The organism is Anoxybacillus sp. P3H1B (assembly GCF_001560855.1).
Classification (GTDB): domain Bacteria; phylum Bacillota; class Bacilli; order Bacillales; family Anoxybacillaceae; genus Anoxybacteroides; species Anoxybacteroides rupiense.
Genome location: NZ_LPUG01000009.1, coordinates 459,904 through 478,898, shown reverse-complemented (window position 1 = coordinate 478,898; position 18,995 = coordinate 459,904). Strand labels below are relative to the sequence as shown.

Below are 18,995 nucleotides of genomic sequence, written 5' to 3'. Positions count from 1 at the left end.
CATGTTTGTCGATCAAGTAAAGATTTATGTGAAAGGCGGCGACGGAGGAAATGGAATGGTTGCATTTCGCCGCGAGAAATATGTACCAAAAGGCGGACCGGCCGGAGGAGACGGCGGCAAAGGCGGCGATGTTGTATTTGTGGTAGACGAAGGGCTCCGTACGCTTATGGATTTTCGTTATCAGCGCCATTTTAAAGCAGCCAAAGGTGAAAACGGGATGTCGAAGGGACAGCACGGAAAAAATGCGGAGGATTTAGTGGTCAAAGTGCCGCCGGGAACGGTTGTGATGGAGGCGGAAACGAAGCAAGTGCTTGCTGATTTAACAGAACACGGCCAACGTTTTGTCGTCGCGAAAGGCGGGCGCGGCGGGCGCGGGAATATGCGCTTTGCCACTCCTGCTAATCCGGCGCCAGAAATTGCCGAAAATGGCGAGCCGGGAGAAGAGCGCGATGTGATTCTTGAGCTGAAGCTGCTCGCTGATGTGGGACTCGTAGGATTTCCGAGCGTCGGAAAATCCACTTTGCTTTCAGTCGTCTCGGCTGCCAAACCGAAAATTGCCGATTATCATTTTACGACCCTCGTTCCGAATTTAGGGGTAGTTGAAACAGACGACGGCCGCAGTTTTGTGATGGCCGATCTACCGGGGCTGATTGAGGGGGCCCATCAAGGAGTCGGACTTGGCCACCAGTTTTTGCGCCATATTGAGCGAACCCGTGTTATTGTTCATGTCATTGATATGGCAGCGATAGAGGGCCGCAATCCGTATGAGGATTATGTTATTATTAATGAGGAGCTCAAGCAATATAATTTGCGGTTGACCGAACGGCCGCAAATCATTGTCGCCAATAAAATAGACATGCCGAATGCCGAAGAAAACTTGCAAGCTTTTAAAGAAAAGCTGCCAGAAGAGGTGCCGATTTTTCCAATTTCCGCGATTACACGGCAAGGATTGCGCGATTTATTATTTGCCATTGCCGATCTTTTAGAAACGACACCGGAATTTCCGCTTCATGAAACGGAAGAGCCAGCCGTCCAGCGCGTTGTTTATACATTGGAGAAGGAGGCGCCAGCATTTACGATTACGCGCGACAGTGATGGCACGTTTATCGTATCGGGAGAGAAAATCGAAAAGCTGTTTAAGATGACCGATTTTTCACGAGATGAATCTGTGCGTCGCTTTGCGCGGCAATTGCGTTCACTCGGAGTGGACGACGCTTTGCGCGAACGCGGGGCAAAAGATGGCGACATTGTGAAATTGCTCGATTACGAATTCGAATTTATCGATTAAAGAAGCGGAGGATGCAGTCCGTTGGATAAGTTAGATAAGAAATTTTATTTAGTGCGGGAAGATGTGCTGCCGGAAGCCATGCGAAAAGTATTGCAGGCAAAGGAGTTATTGGAACGGAAAAAAGTCGACTCGATAGCGGAAGCCGTCCAGCTGGTTGATGTGAGCCGCAGCGTATTTTACAAATACCGCGATGCGGTATTTCCATTTCAAGCTGTTGTGAAAGAAAGCATCGTTACATTGTTTTTCCATCTTGAAGATCGTTCGGGCACGCTATCCAAGCTGCTCAGTGTCGTTGCGGCGGCCGGCTGCAATGTGCTGACGATTCACCAGACGATTCCGCTGCAGGGCCGTGCCAACGTGACAATGTCAATTAGCACTAACGATATGAATGAGGACATCGAGAATTTATTGGCAAAATTGCGCCATCTCGAGTTTGTTGAAAAGGTGGAAATTGTCGGGTCAGGCGCTTATTAGAATCAGGGGAGAGGCGAATGATGAAAATTGGCTATTTAGGACCAAAAGCGACTTTTACGGATTTAGCGGTAACCACTCTATTTCCCGCTGCCGAAAAAATCGCATATGATACGATTCCGGAGTGCATTGATGCGGTCAGCAGCCAAGAAGTGGAGCTAGGAGTCGTTCCGCTTGAAAATACGATCGAAGGCTCGGTCAATTTGACGGTGGATTATTTGATTCATGAACAGCCGCTGCCGATTGTCGGGGAAATTATCGCGCCGATTCAGCAGCATTTAATGGTGCATCCCTATCATGCACATATGTGGAGTGACGTACAAGAAATTTACTCACATTCTCACGCGATTGCACAATGCCATAAATTTTTGCATCAAAATTTTAAAAAAGCAAAATATGTGTATATGACGTCAACGAGCGCTGCCGCTCAATTCGTCAGCCAAAATCCGCATCTTCCAATCGCGGCGATTGCCAATCGATTGGCCGCGGAAGAATATGGTTTAACCATCGTACGTGAAAATATTCACGACTACGATTATAATCATACAAGATTTATTGTCGTCCGTCGGCAGAATGAAGCGTTGCCACTGCAATCACCGCTGTATGCGGGCGATAAAACAACGCTGATGATCGCATTGCCGAAAGATCAAGCCGGCGCCCTGCACCAAGTGCTGTCCGCCTTTGCCTGGCGCCGTCTAAATTTAACGAAAATCGAATCGCGTCCAGCGAAAACGGGCTTAGGAAACTATTTTTTTATTATCGACATCGATCAAAAAATGGATGATATCCTCATCCCCGGAGCCATCGCTGAGCTTGAGGCGCTCGACTGCACGGTGCAAGTATTGGGAAGCTATCCCTACTATATCATTTAAGAATCCCCCCAGCTGCGTAAAATGCGGCTGGGGGTGTTTTATGTATTAGATGTTGCTTGACTATTAAGAGAATCTCTTATGAATATTTTCATCCTACATGGTGTTTAAAGGTAGAAAGAAGTATGTGACAGTAGATGTTTGTAAAATTACATTATTTGGATTATTCTAAATTTCTATATGGCGTTGCTATAATTTTATTGTCATCCGGATGATTAGAAAATGATGAAAGGAAGACAATAAGATGGCAAGGAAACGGGGATTTCGCTATAAGTGCTATATGGCTGTGATTCTTTCCTTTTGCTTAATTTTTAGTTCTATTGCTCCATCGTTTACTCAGGCTGCTCTTGGAAAGTCAGATCGAGTGATGACGAAAAAACAAAAGATTGAAGCTCAACTTGGTGATCTTCCTGACAAACGGCCAAAAACAAAATTGGAATTAGAAAGCAAGCGAACCAAGTACTCAACTCGATACTTGAATCCAGATGGAAGTTTTACAGAAGAGATATATCTACAACCTCAATTTTATCAAGATCCTCTTGATAAAAAATGGAAAAAAATTAATAACAATCTAAAAGCAAATAAAACAAACCAATTTGAAACTACAGCTAATGTCTTTAAAGCTGCATTTGCAGAACATTCTAACCAAGCTGAACTTGTTTCTATTGCAGAAAACGATAAAAAACTTTCACTTATTCCGATTAATGATAAAAATGTACAAGGAATTGTCAAAAATAATGAAATTACTTATAAGGGATTATTTGAACAAACAGATGTGCGATACCGTATTCAAGGAAATGCTGTCAAAGAAGATATTATTCTGAACAATAAGCCTTCCAATAATGCATTTACTTTTGAGATTAAATTAAAAGGATTGACTGCTGTTGCTAAAAAAGATGGCACCATCGTTTTTGAGGATGCCAAAGGGAACCCTCAATGGTATTTTGAAAAGCCATATATGTTTGATGCAAATAATAAGTATTCGGACCAAGTTGCTTTTCATTTGCGCCAGGAAAATGGTAAAACTTATGTAGATGTTATAGCGGATGAAAATTTTTTGCAGGATCCGGATACAACATACCCAGTAACGATTGATCCTACGATTAATGATTGGGATGTTTTACGTGATAATTTTATTGCAAGCAATTATCCTGACTCAATTTACTCGAGTAACACATACATGAATACAGGATACAGCAGTTATTTCGGCATGACTCGTGCTTTAGTGAGATTTTACCTTCCAAGTCTTCCAAGTGATAGCGTGATTTCCAATGCGACATTTAATGCATATCAAACAAATGCTGATGGTCAACAAGTGTCCATTGATTTATATCGGATCACAAGTAACTGGTCTTCTTCTGTTACTTGGAATAATCAACCTTCTGTTCGAAGTACAAAAGAATCAACAACAACAAACAATACAGCCAATGCGTACTGGAGTTGGGACATCACTCAGTTAGTTAAGGACTGGTACAATGGCATTCAGCCAAACTACGGATTGATGTTAAAACAACAAAACGAATCGTCTTCTCCCTATCGTGCATTCAATACGGTAAATAGCAGTGTTAATACTCCACGCATCACGATTAACTATTGGGTAGAGCCAATCGGCCAAGAATCTTTCTGGACGACCACTAAAGATGGGGTGAATCCAGCAAACGGAAACTTTGTTTTACAAACAACGGATCTTGCTATTTCTGGTCTGGGTGAAGATGTTGAAGTTACAAGAACATACAATAGTCGAAAGTCCGGAACAAATGGAATGTTTGGTTATGGTTGGATGTCTAATGTCGAAATGAACATTTGGGATGCAAGCAATGGCCCCATTACGTTTGTTGATGGAGATAATACTCGTCATATTTTTGGTGAAAAAGTGGGTGGGGGATACGAAGCTGCTGGTGGTGTCTATCTTGATCTAATCAAGAATGGAGACGGCACTTATACAGTAACAAAAACGGACGGTACAAAACTTTATTTCAATGCAAATGGAAAACTTTCTCGCATTGTTGATACAAACGGGAACACAACTACATTGAATTATAATGCAAACGGAAAATTAGCTTTAATTACAGATGCATCAGCAAGAACGACGACCATTTCCTATGGAACAAATGGATATGTATCAAGTATCACCGACCCGGCAAATAGAACCATCTCTTATGAGTATGATACTTTCGGTAACCTAACCAAAGTCAGGGATGCTCAAGGAAATGCGACCATTTTTACGTATGATTCAGATCATAATCTAACAAGTATTAAAAATGCTCGAAATATTATGACGACAATTGGCTATGATACATCGGACCGCGTAAAAAGTATTGAACGCCCTATTACGATTAACGGCACGCCTGCAACGAGTATTACCAATTATTCCTATGACAAAACCAATAGTGTTACGTCGGTTACAGATGGAGAAGGGAGACGGATAGATTATACGTACAACGCTAACGGCAATATTATTCAAATCACAGAAAATCCTTTAGATGCTCAAAACAAAGCTGTAACCACATTTGATTATGATAATAACAATAATTTAACCCGAGTGATAGAACCAAATGAAAATAAGGCAAACGGAACCGCAGCGTTCATTTATCAATATGACGAAAAAGGAAATATCGTTAGCGTTCAATTGCCGGAAAATCAGTCCGCACAATATACGTATGATTTACAAAACAATCTTATCAAAGAGCAGGATTTTAACAGCAACGTCAGCACCTTTGATTATGACCAAAATAATAATCAAACCGAAGCGATTGATCCTTATACGCAATCAGTTTCGCAACGATACGATAATGTGGGAAATTTGCAGTATTCGACGTATCCAATGTCATCAGCCGATAACTTGGTAAGTAACTCTAGCTTCGAATTGGATAATAATGCGGATAATTGGCCAGATAACTGGACAAAGGCGGTAGAATCAGGGAAAACCGCTACATTCAGTTGGACCGCAACAAGCAAATTTGGGAATAAAGGGATTAGTATTTCCAATTCAACTGGATGGGCAATTGTTAGTTCTGATAAGCAGCCGTATGATGGTGGAATTTATGTGGCAAGCGGTTATGTAAAAACATCGTCCATGTCTGCACAGGCCCTTATAAAAGTTGAATATTTTGATGCACAAGGAAACTGGTTAAATCAAAAAATTTCTTATGGGTTGGCAGGAACGAACGACTGGACCCGATTTCATGTTGTAGCGGATAATGCTCCATCGGGAACTCGGACGATTCGAGTATCTGTCGGTATAAACGCTGGTTCTGGAACTGCTTATTTCGATGGGATCCAACTAGAGAAAGGAACGGTTGTCAGCGCCTATAATCTTGTAGATAATTCAAGCTTTGAGCGAGATGTTAATAGTGATGGAATTCCTGACAGTTGGACAACAAGCGGCAACTTATCAGCAAATGATGGACTAGATACAACAGTTGCGAATATATATGTCGGAAGCAAGTCATTTAAAATCACGGGAGAGTCTGGGAAAAATAAATATATTAAACAACGAATCAATATTTCCGGCGACAGCAACACCAAACTTACGTTGTCTGGATGGTCCAAACAGGAAGGAGCCAATCCAAACGGCGGTTACTATAGCTTGCAAGTAGCGATCCACTATACGAATGGTACAACAGACTGGGACTACGCCAACGATTTCGATAAGATGAAGACCGATTGGCAGCATGTTGCCGCGGAAGTGAAGCCGAAACAGGCATTCGATTACATTGACGTGTATTATTACTATTATAATCAAACGGGCACAGCATGGTTTGATGCAATGCGTCTAGAAGTAGGAGCTTCTCTGACGTCGTACACGTATGATGCAAAGAAAAACTACGTCACCAAAGTCACCGATCCGGCAGGAAATACGGTTTCTTACACATACGATGCTATCGGAAACCAAACGAGCGTCACAGATGGAAAAGGAAAAACGACTTCTTACGAATATAACAACAATAACCAATTAACCAAAGTCACCGACCCAAACGGAAATGTGACTACCTATGGTTACGACGGTGTGGGAAATCGAACATCGGTCACTAATGCAAAGAATTATACAACCAACTATACGTATAATGAATGGAACCAAATCTCTAGTTTCAAGAACCCGTTAAATCAAACGACATCCTTTGCTTATGATAAAAACGGCAATCTTACAGGGGTTACGTATGCAACCGGGGATCGCGTATCCTATAGCTACAACGCGCTGAACCGACTCGTTGCCGTTGCTTACAACGGGACAACAAAATGGACGTTCAATTACGATGCCAATGGCAACGTGACGTCGGTGACGGATGCCAATGGAAATGCGACCACGTACACATACGATAAAAACAACCGTCTGACTCGCATCAGCAAAGGATCATCGAACGCCATTGCCTACGGTTATGACGATAATGGAAATGTTACATCGACATCCATTACGGCTGGTACAACGACTGATACGATCGGATACAGCTATAATCCATTGGACCAGTTAGTCGTCTTGTCAAGAAACAGCGCGAATTTAGCGAGATTTACGTACGATGAGCGCGGAAATATTTCGTCCATCATCCATGCCAATGGAACTTATACCGCTTATGAGTATAACGATGCCAATCAGCTAAAATCACTGAAAAACTTCGGTGCAAACGGAAATGTTTTAAACTACTTCCTCTACAATTACGATGCCAACGGCAATATTACGACTGTAGAAACAAAAGATGGCACGATTACGTATCAGTATGATGCATTGAATCAGCTGACAAAGGAAACACTAGCGGATGGAACAGCGATTACGTATGAATACGATGCGGTTGGCAACCGGACGAAGAAAATCGTCAACAATGGAACGACTACGACAACGACCACGTATACGTATGATGCTGCGGACCAATTAACAGCCGTTAACGGACAGGCATACACATATGACGTGAACGGGAATTTAACGAACAACGGCAACAAGACGTTTGTGTATGATAACGAAAACCGTCTCATTCAAGTAAAAAACGCATCCGGCGCTACGATCGCAACCTATACGTATGACCATCAAGGAAGACGCATCAGCAAAACAACATCAAGCGGTACGACTTACTATCACTACGATGGCGACTCGATTCGCTTGTTGTATGAAACAGATGCCAACAACAACATCGCAGCGGAATATACGTGGGACGCATTGGGCCGCCCGGTTACGATGACAAAAGGCGGAGTCACTTACTACTATCATTTGAACGGCCATGGAGATGTCGTGGCATTGACGGACGCAAGCGGAAATGTCGTCGCGCAATACCAATATGACGCATGGGGCAACATTCTGTCTAAAACCGGTGCGCTGGCAACAGCAAACCCATACCGTTATGCCGGGTATTATTACGATGAGGAAACCGGGTTATACTACCTAATGGCGCGGTATTATGATGCGAATATGGGGCGGTTTATTACAAGAGATACGTTCCATGGGTTTGAAAATGAGCCGCAAAGTTTGAATCAGTATGCGTATACTCAGAATAATCCGGTGATGTATATTGACTCAAGTGGGCATTTAAGAATAATAGGAGTGAACTTGGCAGGCTCAATTTTTAATTTTGCTATTGGTGCAGCCGTTGGTGGTGGTACTGGTGCAATCCAAGCCTTTATTATTAAAAAAGGAAAAGAGGCAGCGAAAAGGCTGTTTTATAAAACCGTAGTGTCCCGTCTACAAGCTTGGGGAGCAAATAAATTAGCTTGGATTGTAGGCTTTGCAGTGGGGGTTGCACTTGATTATTTAGATATAGGTACAATGATTGCAAAGGAAATTGACAAGCGGGATAAACATCCTAAAAACGGGTGGATTGATATTTAATGAAAAATTGGATGAAATCTATTACTTTATTTATATGGGGGACTCTTTTTCTATATCTAGTCAATTTCTTTGGTATACCTAAAAACATTTACTATTTTCTAATAGGTGTTCCTTTTGCTACCGGGATTGGTTTACTCATTATATTTCTTTTTGAAAAAAGTGATGATACAAACAAAAAATAATTATATTATTCGTGGCGCTGGTTGATCGTTGGGACGGATACCTGTCACTTGTCAAATAGCATGTAGAATCCCCCAGCCGCAAAAAATGCGGCTGGGGGTGTTTTATAGGATGAGTATCTGTCACTTGGTTTATTGGATAGAGCAGATGGCAATAGCAACATCGCAGCGGAATATACGTGGGACGCATTGGGCCGCCCGGTCACGATGACGAAAGGCGGAGTCACTTACTACTATCATGTAAACGGCCATGGAGATGTCGTCGCATTGACGGATGCAAGCGGAAATGTCGTCGCGCAATACCAATATGACGCATGGGGCAACATTCTGTCTAAAACCGGTGCGCTGGCAACAGCGAACCCATACCGTTATGCCGGGTATTATTACGATGAGGAAACCGGGTTATACTACCTAATGGCACGGTATTATGATGCGAATATGGGACGGTTTATTACAAGAGATACGTTCCATGGATCTGAAGGCGATAATCTTAGCTTAAATCTTTACACCTATTCCCAAAATAATCCTATAATATATGTTGATCCAAGTGGTCATGCTGCTGTGTCCACATGGGTGTCTTATACTAAATACAAAGGAAAACTGTATTACGATGGTGATGCGATTATAAAGCATAATGTGCCTATTGCTAGACAACATATGCTTAATTTAGTATGGTTTAAAAATATTGTTAATTATCATAAACCTTGGGATTATAAAAACAAGGCTAACAAATATAATTATTTGCTTGGCAAAAAAGTCTATACACCTGAACAATTTGGTAATATACATTATGGCGCAGTAGGAACTGCTGCAGGTTTTTCGCCGTTAACATTATTAGTTGGCGCAGGTATAGCTCAGATACGTAGTGGTAATGGTGGAAAATGGTACGCGTTTGGAGATGATCCCAAAGATCAAGCTATGATAAGATTAGGCATAGGATACTATACAAAAAATTTTGGAATATTCTAAGGTGATTGAATACGAAAAAATTCATCACCCCAAAGTTCCCTTGACAAACAATAAATGTTTAGATTGTCACGTATCATTATTTTAAAGATTATTCCTATTTTTGTATACAAGTCTCTATCATATGTCTACTAAAAAAACTAAAAGTTATTGTTCTGAATATTATGTAAGGAAAAGGGAAATTAATCTTTTTATGGTTTTGAAAATTCTTCATAAGTGTCGTTAATATTATAGAGGTTAACCATTGCAGTCATCTGTTAGAAGGACTCAACTGCAAACAGCCATTCTTCAGTAATCTATTGAAGAATGGCTGTTTTTGAAAGGTTCAAGGAAATTTTCTATATATGCCTTATTAAAGGGATAATTTTTACTTTCGTGAAATTTTATTGAATTAAATAAGCATATACTAAATTAATCAGTAGCATTCTAACTAATAGCATCTTCCATTTCTTGATTTATTATTGTTTATTGAACGTGTTGCAAAACGCATAATGGATGCATAAATGCACATAAAAAATCCACCACCTTGGAAATCATATACAGTGACCAAAACCAACTACCAAGGGGTGGACACGATCATGATTTCCAATTTAAACAATGAACATGCATGGCCTTATGAAATGGATCCGCTTTTAGCATCCTTATTTCGATAGATCGACTCGCTTTCGTTGCCGGAAACACCGTATGTGACAGGAAGGCCACCAGTATCGAAAAAATCGTGGTTGAAATGTTTCTTTTTGAAAACCTATTTTGCCATTGATTCCTTGCGAAAATTCGTACGCGTCCTACAGCGTTTTCGCTGTTTTCAACGGGCCTGCGGGCTTAGTAAGGTTCCTCATCTGTCTACTTTTTCTCGTGCGGCGAAGTGGTTTAGGGAACAAGGATTTCCCGTCTTTCATGCACAGGTACTTAAAGATCTAGAAGTACGGTATCCCAAATTGTGATGATCGACAGTACGACCCTTTGAAGCCGTCTTTACGATTCATAGGCAAAGTGAGGAGTGTCCACCCGATATCACTGGTTCAAAGGATATAAGCTCCATCTGTGCACTACTGCCGAGGGAATCAATTTTATTTCATGTGTTGCCAAGCGAATCGAAAGGAGGCGGCAGTGGCACCAGAATGGCTTGCTTCTTTGGAGCAATAGGATATCGAATGGGTATTTTGGGCGATGCCGCGTATGACAGCGAAAAGGTTCGTCAAACTGCAGAGCAGTCAGGAATCCTATTCATTTCCCCTATCAACCGCCGCAATAGCGAGGAGCGAAAAGATGCCCATGGCTGGGTTCTTCCTGTCTTTTTGAAAACGAGATTTGGCCAATGGCTGTTTGGGCTTCACCGCAGGATTGAACGGGTATTTAATGAGTTAAAAAGTGATGGGGTGGAACAGCTGCGATGGTATGGATTTTATCGATATGTTCTGCATGTGTTATGCTGTATCCTTATGCATAACTTCGAGTTTTTACTCTAGTTTTGCAACACCATCTTTTCATTAATGATATACAGATGATCTATGAAAAATATTTGTTTTTTACTATTCAAGCTAAGTGTAGGAATCGATTTAATGATTGAGAGGATGAGTAATATGAAAAAGAACCGATTATTATTTCTAGCATTCATAAGCAGCGCTTTAGTTATTTTTATGGAATTTACTCAATGGAAAATTATTGACATAGTAACAGAATTTTTAATGGTACCTATATGGATTTTTGTCTTTGTTCTTTTCGCCATTATTACTGTTAGAGCTATCATCCATCTTGTTAAAAATAGGGATTGGAAACCATTTGCAATCCAGTTTATGACTCTGTTGTTATGGATTTTCTTTCCTTTCACCCAGGTTGTATTAGATGTAGATTTTAAAGTAAATAAAGCTGAGAGGGAGGAGGTTGTTAGGATGGTTGAAAATGGGGAATTGAAGCCAAATCTCTTAAATGATCAGTCGTTCATTCGTTTACCAAAAGAAAATAAGCACCTCTCTAAAGGAGGAGAGATTATGATAGAAAAAAATAATGATGATTATACAATTTTTTTCTTTACTTTTCGAGGAATTTCGGATAATTTTTCAGGATTTGTGTATTCACCAAATGATCAAAGGCCTTCTAAGCATGATTTTAGTGGCGATTTTAAAGAAATAAAAAGGTTAGATAAAAATTGGTTTTGGGTAGGTTCTTATTAAAAGACCAGTGGGACGGGTGCTTGTCACTTGTCGAATGGGTTTGAAAATGAGCCGCAAAGTTTGAATCAGTATGCGTATACGAAAAATAATCCGGTAATGTATGTGGATCCAAATGGAAACTATGCATGGATTGTATTGTCGTTTCTAAGTGGAGGCGCAAATGCAACTTGGCAAATGGTTTGGGACTTTTATAAAAAATATAAATTTAATCGGAGTGCGTGGATAAATAAATTTGATTGGAAAAAATTCGGTAAGTTATTTGTTACGGGGGGTTTAATAGGTATATATGGTAGAGGAATAACTAGTTATATGACCAAGTCTCAAATAGCTAAAGCAGGTCAGTTTGCCTGGGATGTCACATATGCGGCAAAAGAATATATATTATTGCAAGTAGCAGGTGGAGACCCTATCACATGGTCTGGGCTAGTTGACGCTATTTGGAATAAGGCTAAAGGATATCTAGATTTTTTAAAGAAATTAAAGTAAGATATTTTAATTATATAAAGGAGCATTCCTGTAATGAGGAAATTTGAGGTTTGATAAAAAAAGTCCCCTTGGTATAGTACAGGGTGTCAATGCGCGTTGACCCCGAATTTCAATAAACCAAGGAGGACTCAAAATGAATTATACACAAAATCAAAAAAGCTCTCAAATTACACCATCAACTCTCATTATAGGTATTGATGTAGCTAAAGAAAAGCACATTGCCCGTTTTCAAGATGACCGAGGCTTAGAATTTGGCAAGAGATTGATCTTTGAAAATCGTATACACGGCTTTCAAACCTTATTAGATTGGGTTAATCATATTCAAAAAGAAAATCATAAGGACCACGTGATTGTTGGAATGGAGCCAACAGGTCATTATTGGCTAAATCTTGCCTACTTTCTTAAAAAGGATATGATGTAGTGCTAGTGAATCCCATACACGTCAAAAAAAGTAAAGAGCTTGATGACAATTCGCCTACAAAAAACGATACAAAAGATGCTCGTGTCATTGCACAGTTAATGAAAGATGGGCGATACTCCGTACCGAACCTATTAGAGGGCGTATACGCTGAACTAAGGGAAGGCGTCAAATTACGAGATCAGCTCATCAAACAGCTTATGATCATTGAAGGGAGGATTGAAAACGTCATTCAGCGCTTTTTCCTAGAGTTTTTCGATGTGTTTGGAGATTGGAAAGGTAAAGCAGCCTTTTATACCTTGCGCATGTTTCCATTTCCCTCTCATATTCAAAAGTTGTCACCAGAAGAAGTGCTGCAAAAATGGAAACCGTATGTACAGCGTGGGGGTGGGCTGAAACGAGCAACCCGACTCGTAGAAGTAGCGAAAAAGAGCGTTGGGATTGAGACAGGAATCCAGTTGGCAAAAAGAGAATTGGATTGCCTATTGGATCAATATGAGCTTTACAAGAAACAGTTAGCACAACTAGATGAAGAACTAGAAGGTGTTGTTGAAAGCATACCAAGTGCGAAACAAATGACCCATATCCGGGGACTTAGTCACCCTACCATTGCTTTGTTCTTTGCGGAAGTAGGAGATTTAACCAAGTACAATCATCCGCAACAATTAGTCAATCTGGCAGGGCTTTCTTTAAGAGAACACAGTTCAGGAAAGTATAAAGGGCAAACACGCATAACCAAAAGGGGGCGAAGACGTTTACGAAAAGCATTATACCTAGCCATTCGACCATTGGTTGCCCATAATCCTGTATTTAAAGACTTGCATCATTACTATACCAATCGGCCAGACAGGCCGTTAAAAAAACAACAGTCTCTAATTGCCTTGTATTGTAAATTATTACGTGTGTTATTTGCCATTGGTAAGAAACAGTGTGAGTTTGATGGATTAAAGTTATTAAAGGGATTCCCTCAAATAAAAGCATTACAGGCTGCGTAAAAGCTTTCAAATGACTTGTTATTCTGACAAACACCAATAGTGCAGAGTTGGAGTATATTTTTACCATTCGGGCATTAGACCCTGTAAAGGAGCATATCCAACCTCCCTCATGGATACGCAGGACGAAGGAATGTGTGGATCTTATAATCCAGTGATACATGGGAGGGTGAGCGACCATGAGAAGTGTGGAGACTTCTTGCACGGTCATACATGATATTACAGATATTGTAAATTTGTATTATAGGATGTACCTCACCATGTAAATATATTGAATGAATACAAGTAATATCCACTTATTTGGGATGAAGAAGCTATTATGTGTTAGCGAAATTCAAGGAAAACGCGAGAATTTTGAAGAAAATTAAAGTTTATAGAGGGAGTTGTTATGTTTATCTTATTTGCGGCAAGTATGGTGCTGTTATCGGGAATAGCTCTTCTTTACTGGACAATAAAGCACTTAAATAACGAGATTCATAAACAGAACGAGTATATAAATGATCCTACTCCAGAATCTTTTAATAAAGTTGTTATAATGTATTTTTTAAATATAATCCTAAGAATGTTGCCAGTAAAAATTATAAAAGGAATATTAGTCATATTTTCGATCGGTTTAATATTTTTATCAGCATTCTTTTTTTCTCTATTGTTTAATTAAGTAGTGTTTGAATATCGGGGACTAAACCTGTCACTTGTCAAATAGCATGTAGAATCCCCCAGCCGCAAAAAATGCGGCTGGGGGTGTTTTGTAAGGTGAGTATCTGTCACCTGGTTTATTGGATAGAGCAGATGGCAACAACAACATCGCAGCGGAATATACGTGGGATGCGTTGGGACGCCCGGTCACGATCGCGCAATACGAGTATGACGCATGGGGCAACATTCTGTCTAAAACCGGTGCGCTGGCAACAGCGAACCCATACCGTTATGCCGGGTATTATTACGATGAGGAAACCGGGCTATATTACCTGATGGCGCGTTATTATGATGCGAATTAACAGTGGGACGGGTGTCCGCCACTTGTCGAATTTAGTCTATAGAGATATTTTTTAAACTGTTGCTAGTTTTTTTATCTGTTTTAGGAACTGATGGCAATTCTTCTGCAAGAATTCTTAAAAATAAGTTAGATGTTTCTTTCAAGGATTGAGGCATTTTGTTTAAAATACTAGTGCCAATCTTGAGTTTTGCTTGAATAATTTTTCTAACAACCTGTTCATTCATAAGTTACTACCTCCAAATTGAATTTTTAATACGTCGTTCTCAAATTTGGCGCCGATAATGGCTAGAGGAGCTAATGTTCTTGGCAGCGTGATGTTTCGTTTTACAGCACCAGCACGAATAATGAGTTCGTCTCCCTTTTGATGGAGGGATAGCTCATGTTTATTGGCAAATGGAATATAGACAGAAAATGTATAGCGGTCACCATCTTTTTCGATTTGCTGTGTTCGTAAATTAAATTTGATAGATATAGGGTTGTCATCTTCTGCAAATATTGTTTCTCCCATTCGTTCTAGCATATTTACACCGACCAGTTCTTGCTCAAATAGTGGTGCATCGTATATTGGGAGGGGGGTAAAGCTGTCTTGAATCATTGTTTTGTATTTCCGTTGAATATCTTTCCATACTTGAAAATAAGGGTCAGCAATGCTGTCTGGAATGACACGGTTCACTATAATGGCATCCACGCTGTAATCGTATAAGTTCAAGTACGTAAAGCTGCGCTGAGCTTCCTTAACGACCATTTTTTCTGGATTGACAACAATCCGAACACTCGTAATATCACGGTTTGAAAGGATTTGTCGCATTTCATCAAGCTGCTCTAGCACATTTTCGAGCTCTTCCATAATATCGTCTGTTGGAAGTGGAATGCCAAGTAGAGGCTGCGCCACAGGACGAATCACTTTTAATGCTTTACGCTTCAGCGGGAATAGTTTCTCCATCCACCATCTGAGCATATCTGGAAAGCTGAGCATTGCCAGTGTTTCCCCTGTTGGCGCGCAATCTATAATGATGACATCAAATTGTTTTTCTTTATAATATTCTAAAATCTTTAAGAGGCTCATTAGATCTTCCATGCCAGGAAACATCGTTAATTCTTCTGTTGTAATATCACTTATTGAACGTGAAGTAAATAATAATGTGATGTACTTTTGGATTTTCCCCCAACCTTTTTCCATTTCATATGTTGTATTAATTTCCTGTGCCCATAAATTTTCCATCATTTGTGTTGGCTCGGAGGACAATGTAATACCGAAAGAATCTCCTAAGCTATGAGCTGGATCTGTGCTCATTACCAAAGTTTTGAATCCTTTTTTTGCGCTTTGTATAGCTGTTGCCGCAGAAATACTTGTTTTTCCTACGCCGCCTTTTCCAGTGTATAAAATAATTCTCATCATTAGTCCCCCTTAATGTTACGCATGTCAAATATTACGACTTTCGAAATAAATGATAGACAAAAAACCCGCAATGGGTTTTTATTCTATTGGGATATTTTGAATTCTTTTTATAGGATGTTCTTCTTGGGAATGAACTTGTTGATTATTGAGATGATGCATAATTTTTTGGAAGATGCGAAGTAAAAATGTTTTTTCTTCTTCGTCTAGTGCACTAATGACAATTGCGAAATAATGAGAGGTCTTTCTCTTGATTTCTTCTGCTAGATCCTTTCCTTTTTCTGTTAAGCGAATGACGACAACACGTCTATCTGTTTCAATTCGATAGCGTTCCATATATCCATTTTTTACAAGACGATTTACAATACCGGTTGCCGTGCTCATTGGAATATTTAAGAAGTCGGCAATCTGGCTCATAATGACTTCATCGTTGCGGCTCATCCAAAGTAAACAAAATATTTCTGTTTTAGAAAGAGATAAATCAATCTTTAACCATTCTTCTGGAGAAAGGAGTTTTCTAGCGTTGTTTAGTAACAGTTCAAGAAAATCTTCATATCGAATCAATTTATTCTACTCCCGTATATTTCTAATGTCGTAATATTTAATTCTATATTATGTGAAAGGTCTATGCTTGTCAACTTGGAATGGTGCCTGTCACTTATCGAACTTGTCTGAAATGCGCTCATCCAAGAGGTAATGAGGAATTCGGAAAAAACGGGAGTGATCGTTGGCGTCGAATCGGTCGTCCATTATGGGTTGAATCTCATCTATTTCCTAAAGGAAATAAGAGTCCCGTTGGGGGCAATCCGATGCGTGCAAAATGGTCCAAACAACTCGGACAATTTGACAGATGAAGAACGAGGCAAAAAAGCACTGGTGATCGCAAAACTGCTCAAAGACGGATGTTTAGCTATTCTCTCATTCTTCACCTAGAGTCCCCGGGAGAATTTCATCAGCCTCTGCTTAGTGAAGGAATGTCGGCACATGGATACCCAGAGACATGAGAGAACTCGTCCTCATCAGCCGCTCAGAGATCCAAAGTGAATTCTCCTTCCACTGGATTGGATATACAAAAATACTCAGTAAATGTGGAGCGCGTTTATGAACGGTTAGAGATTCTATATTACTTAACGCTTTTTTACAAAAAATATGGCAAGCAATATAGGAATGAGAGGATAAAACATCATAAACTTCCAAGCATTCTCTGCGCCCCTGAAATAATAAGCGACAGGCAAAAATAGTAAAGCACTAAATACAAAATGGATTCTCCTGTTTTTCATCAATCCCAACATAAGAAAGAAAACAGAAAACCCCATTAATAACCAAAATAATAACCCTATCCAAAAGAAATCCATTTTCTCCCTCCTTTTTTGAATTGTAACATAAATTTTGGGGAATGAGATCAGTGTTTATCACTTGTCGAATATGATGGAAAATCTCCCTAGCTGTGCAAAATGCGCCTAGAGGGGGAATCGGATGAGTACGTGGCTTGGTTTATGGGATGAAGCCGCTGTCCATAACAACATAAAAGAAGCAGCCACACAAGGATATTCTATAAATCAGTCAAGAAACTTTGAATGGTACGAGCCACAAAATAGATGTAGCATTCAACGATATTGAATAGGCGCTATACTATTGGATGGAAAACAAAATAATGGATAGGTTGATGTCTGATGAAAAAAATTAATCTTTCTTTTTATATGTTTATTTATTTGGAAAAGTATTTACAATTATTTAGATGGTCATTATTTAGAAACCTTACTTGGTATTAATCGACCTAGCCTTTTATATTATGTTGTTGTTTTTCCCGTAGGTTTGGGAAGCGAATTGCTGATCCTTTATTTTTTCATTAAACGTATGTTGGATCCTCGTGATAGAAAAAAATAATCGACTGCTTCACGAGTGTTACTGAGCCATGATTTTACTAAAAATATGGAATGATTGAGCTAGACGCCGAGCGGCAAGCGAATGGCTTGCCGACTGCGGCAGAAAAGCGAGGAAATCAAGCCATGTCAATGGGTTTTTATTGGATCATCAACACACCTGATACTGCATATATTTTCACGAAACATTTTGGAGCCATGGGGAAAAATGACGACTCGTTATTCATACAAGGAACTATTGGTTTTATCATCTTTCTTGATTAGAAATGGCGCTTTTTTGTCAGAAGCAATTTTCGCACATAGCTTATACAAATAATACATTCCGCGCAGTTGTTCCGTAATTAAGTGATCCATATATAAAAGGGAGTCTTTTGCGATTTTTTCTGCTTGGGCAATATTGTTATTGTCAAATTCAGCGATCATTTCTTTGACTGTATCGAGCGAGTAAACAGCTGCGCGTAGTGTGCGAATAATTAATAATTTACGGATATCGGCACGGCTATATTTTCTGTATCCGTTCTCCTCGTCCCGCTTTGGGATGATCATTCCTTCCTTTTCCCAATGCCTTAATGTGGAGCTGGGCACCCCCACCACTTTAGCCACTTCCCCGATGGTAAACCAACCTTGTTTTTTCTTTGGTAAAAATTCATCGCTGTCACTCGTTTTTAATGCTTTCAAAACTTGTTCAGCCCGTTGTTTTTCATCGTATACATTCGCTTGGGCTTCGTTGATGAGCCATAGAGCTTCCGTAATTTTGTTTTCATGTAAAAGGGGCATGATTTTTCTGATCAGTTCCATGCCAAATCCCGGATACATTGCGCGAATGCATTCGAAATAGGCGGCATGTGTTTCAGTATAGATTCTATAACCGTTTGCTTTCCTCTCTGGGGGAGGGACAAGCCCCCACGATTCATAATGCCGAAGAGCGCTTGTACTTATATTTAATTTGCGGGCGATGTCAATGGGACGAATCATTTGGGTCTCTCCTTTATACATAGATAGAAAGTTTATAAAAAAACATTAAACCATGGGTGACGGCTTTTTATAAAATAAATCCCGTT

General features: G+C 39.9%; 13 protein-coding genes and 3 pseudogenes. 11 read left to right on the top strand and 5 right to left on the bottom strand.

The genetic code is table 11. The features are described 5' to 3' along the window. Position 1 precedes the first annotated feature (1 nt). From obgE to AT864_RS02620, 10 genes and pseudogenes are all read left to right on the top strand, one after another. Positions 2-1,288: a GTPase ObgE gene (gene obgE / locus AT864_RS02680; RefSeq protein WP_066146176.1), complete on the top strand. Its 1,287-nt coding sequence runs from the start codon at positions 2-4 to the stop codon at positions 1,286-1,288. A gap of 78 nt (positions 1,289-1,366) precedes the next feature. Beyond that, positions 1,367-1,762 (top strand): ACT domain-containing protein, encoded by a 396-nt coding sequence (locus AT864_RS02675; RefSeq protein WP_044742997.1) that lies wholly within the window; start codon positions 1,367-1,369, stop codon positions 1,760-1,762. 20 nt (positions 1,763-1,782) lie between these two features. After that, positions 1,783-2,631, top strand: a complete 849-nt coding sequence (pheA, locus tag AT864_RS02670; protein WP_044742996.1) for a prephenate dehydratase — start codon at positions 1,783-1,785, stop codon at positions 2,629-2,631. 241 nt (positions 2,632-2,872) lie between these two features. After that, positions 2,873-8,443, top strand: coding sequence for a DNRLRE domain-containing protein (locus AT864_RS02665; protein WP_231734577.1), 5,571 nt, complete (start codon positions 2,873-2,875; stop codon positions 8,441-8,443). A 386-nt stretch (positions 8,444-8,829) separates the two neighbouring features. Further along, positions 8,830-9,591 carry an RHS repeat-associated core domain-containing protein gene (locus AT864_RS02655; RefSeq protein ID WP_156450482.1) on the top strand — a complete coding sequence of 254 codons (762 nt, stop codon included), beginning with the start codon at positions 8,830-8,832 and terminating at the stop codon, positions 9,589-9,591. Between the two features lie 575 nt (positions 9,592-10,166). Further along, positions 10,167-11,057, top strand: a pseudogene (locus AT864_RS18615) (transposase). 114 nt (positions 11,058-11,171) lie between these two features. Further along, positions 11,172-11,762 carry a hypothetical protein gene (locus tag AT864_RS02645; RefSeq protein WP_066146564.1) on the top strand — a complete coding sequence of 197 codons (591 nt, stop codon included), beginning with the start codon at positions 11,172-11,174 and terminating at the stop codon, positions 11,760-11,762. A 60-nt stretch (positions 11,763-11,822) separates the two neighbouring features. After that, positions 11,823-12,248, top strand: a complete 426-nt coding sequence (locus AT864_RS02640; RefSeq protein ID WP_156450481.1) for a hypothetical protein — start codon at positions 11,823-11,825, stop codon at positions 12,246-12,248. Between the two features lie 133 nt (positions 12,249-12,381). Further along, a pseudogene (locus AT864_RS02630) lies at positions 12,382-13,661 on the top strand (IS110 family transposase). A gap of 845 nt (positions 13,662-14,506) precedes the next feature. Then, positions 14,507-14,644: pseudogene (locus tag AT864_RS02620) on the top strand (RHS repeat-associated core domain-containing protein); the annotation flags it as partial. Positions 14,645-14,687: 43 nt separating this feature from the next. On the opposite strand, the gene AT864_RS02615 reads toward AT864_RS02620, so the two are convergent. From AT864_RS02615 to AT864_RS02595, 4 genes are all read right to left on the bottom strand, one after another. After that, entirely contained in the window at positions 14,688-14,879 is a 192-nt protein-coding gene (locus AT864_RS02615; protein WP_066146158.1) for a hypothetical protein, read from the bottom strand. Next, complete coding sequence (locus tag AT864_RS02610; RefSeq protein WP_197430991.1) at positions 14,876-16,054, bottom strand: ArsA family ATPase; 1,179 nt, start codon at positions 16,052-16,054, stop codon at positions 14,876-14,878. The genes AT864_RS02615 and AT864_RS02610 overlap by 4 nt, the downstream gene beginning before the upstream one ends. Positions 16,055-16,132: 78 nt before the next feature. Then, the gene (locus tag AT864_RS02605; protein WP_066146153.1) at positions 16,133-16,615 is read right to left on the bottom strand and encodes a MarR family winged helix-turn-helix transcriptional regulator; all 483 of its coding nucleotides are present in this window, start codon (positions 16,613-16,615) and stop codon (positions 16,133-16,135) included. A 563-nt stretch (positions 16,616-17,178) separates the two neighbouring features. After that, positions 17,179-17,406 carry a hypothetical protein gene (locus tag AT864_RS02595; protein ID WP_044744678.1) on the bottom strand — a complete coding sequence of 76 codons (228 nt, stop codon included), beginning with the start codon at positions 17,404-17,406 and terminating at the stop codon, positions 17,179-17,181. 121 nt (positions 17,407-17,527) lie between these two features. Here AT864_RS02595 and AT864_RS17835 point away from each other — a divergent pair, with 121 nt between their 5' ends. Further along, on the top strand, positions 17,528-17,671 hold the full coding sequence (locus AT864_RS17835; RefSeq protein WP_156450480.1) for a hypothetical protein: 144 nt from the start codon (positions 17,528-17,530) through the stop codon (positions 17,669-17,671). Positions 17,672-18,153: 482 nt separating this feature from the next. On the opposite strand, the gene AT864_RS02590 is transcribed toward AT864_RS17835, so the two are convergent. Then, complete coding sequence (locus tag AT864_RS02590) at positions 18,154-18,909, bottom strand: MerR family transcriptional regulator (protein ID WP_044744677.1); 756 nt, start codon at positions 18,907-18,909, stop codon at positions 18,154-18,156. Positions 18,910-18,995: the final 86 nt, after the last annotated feature.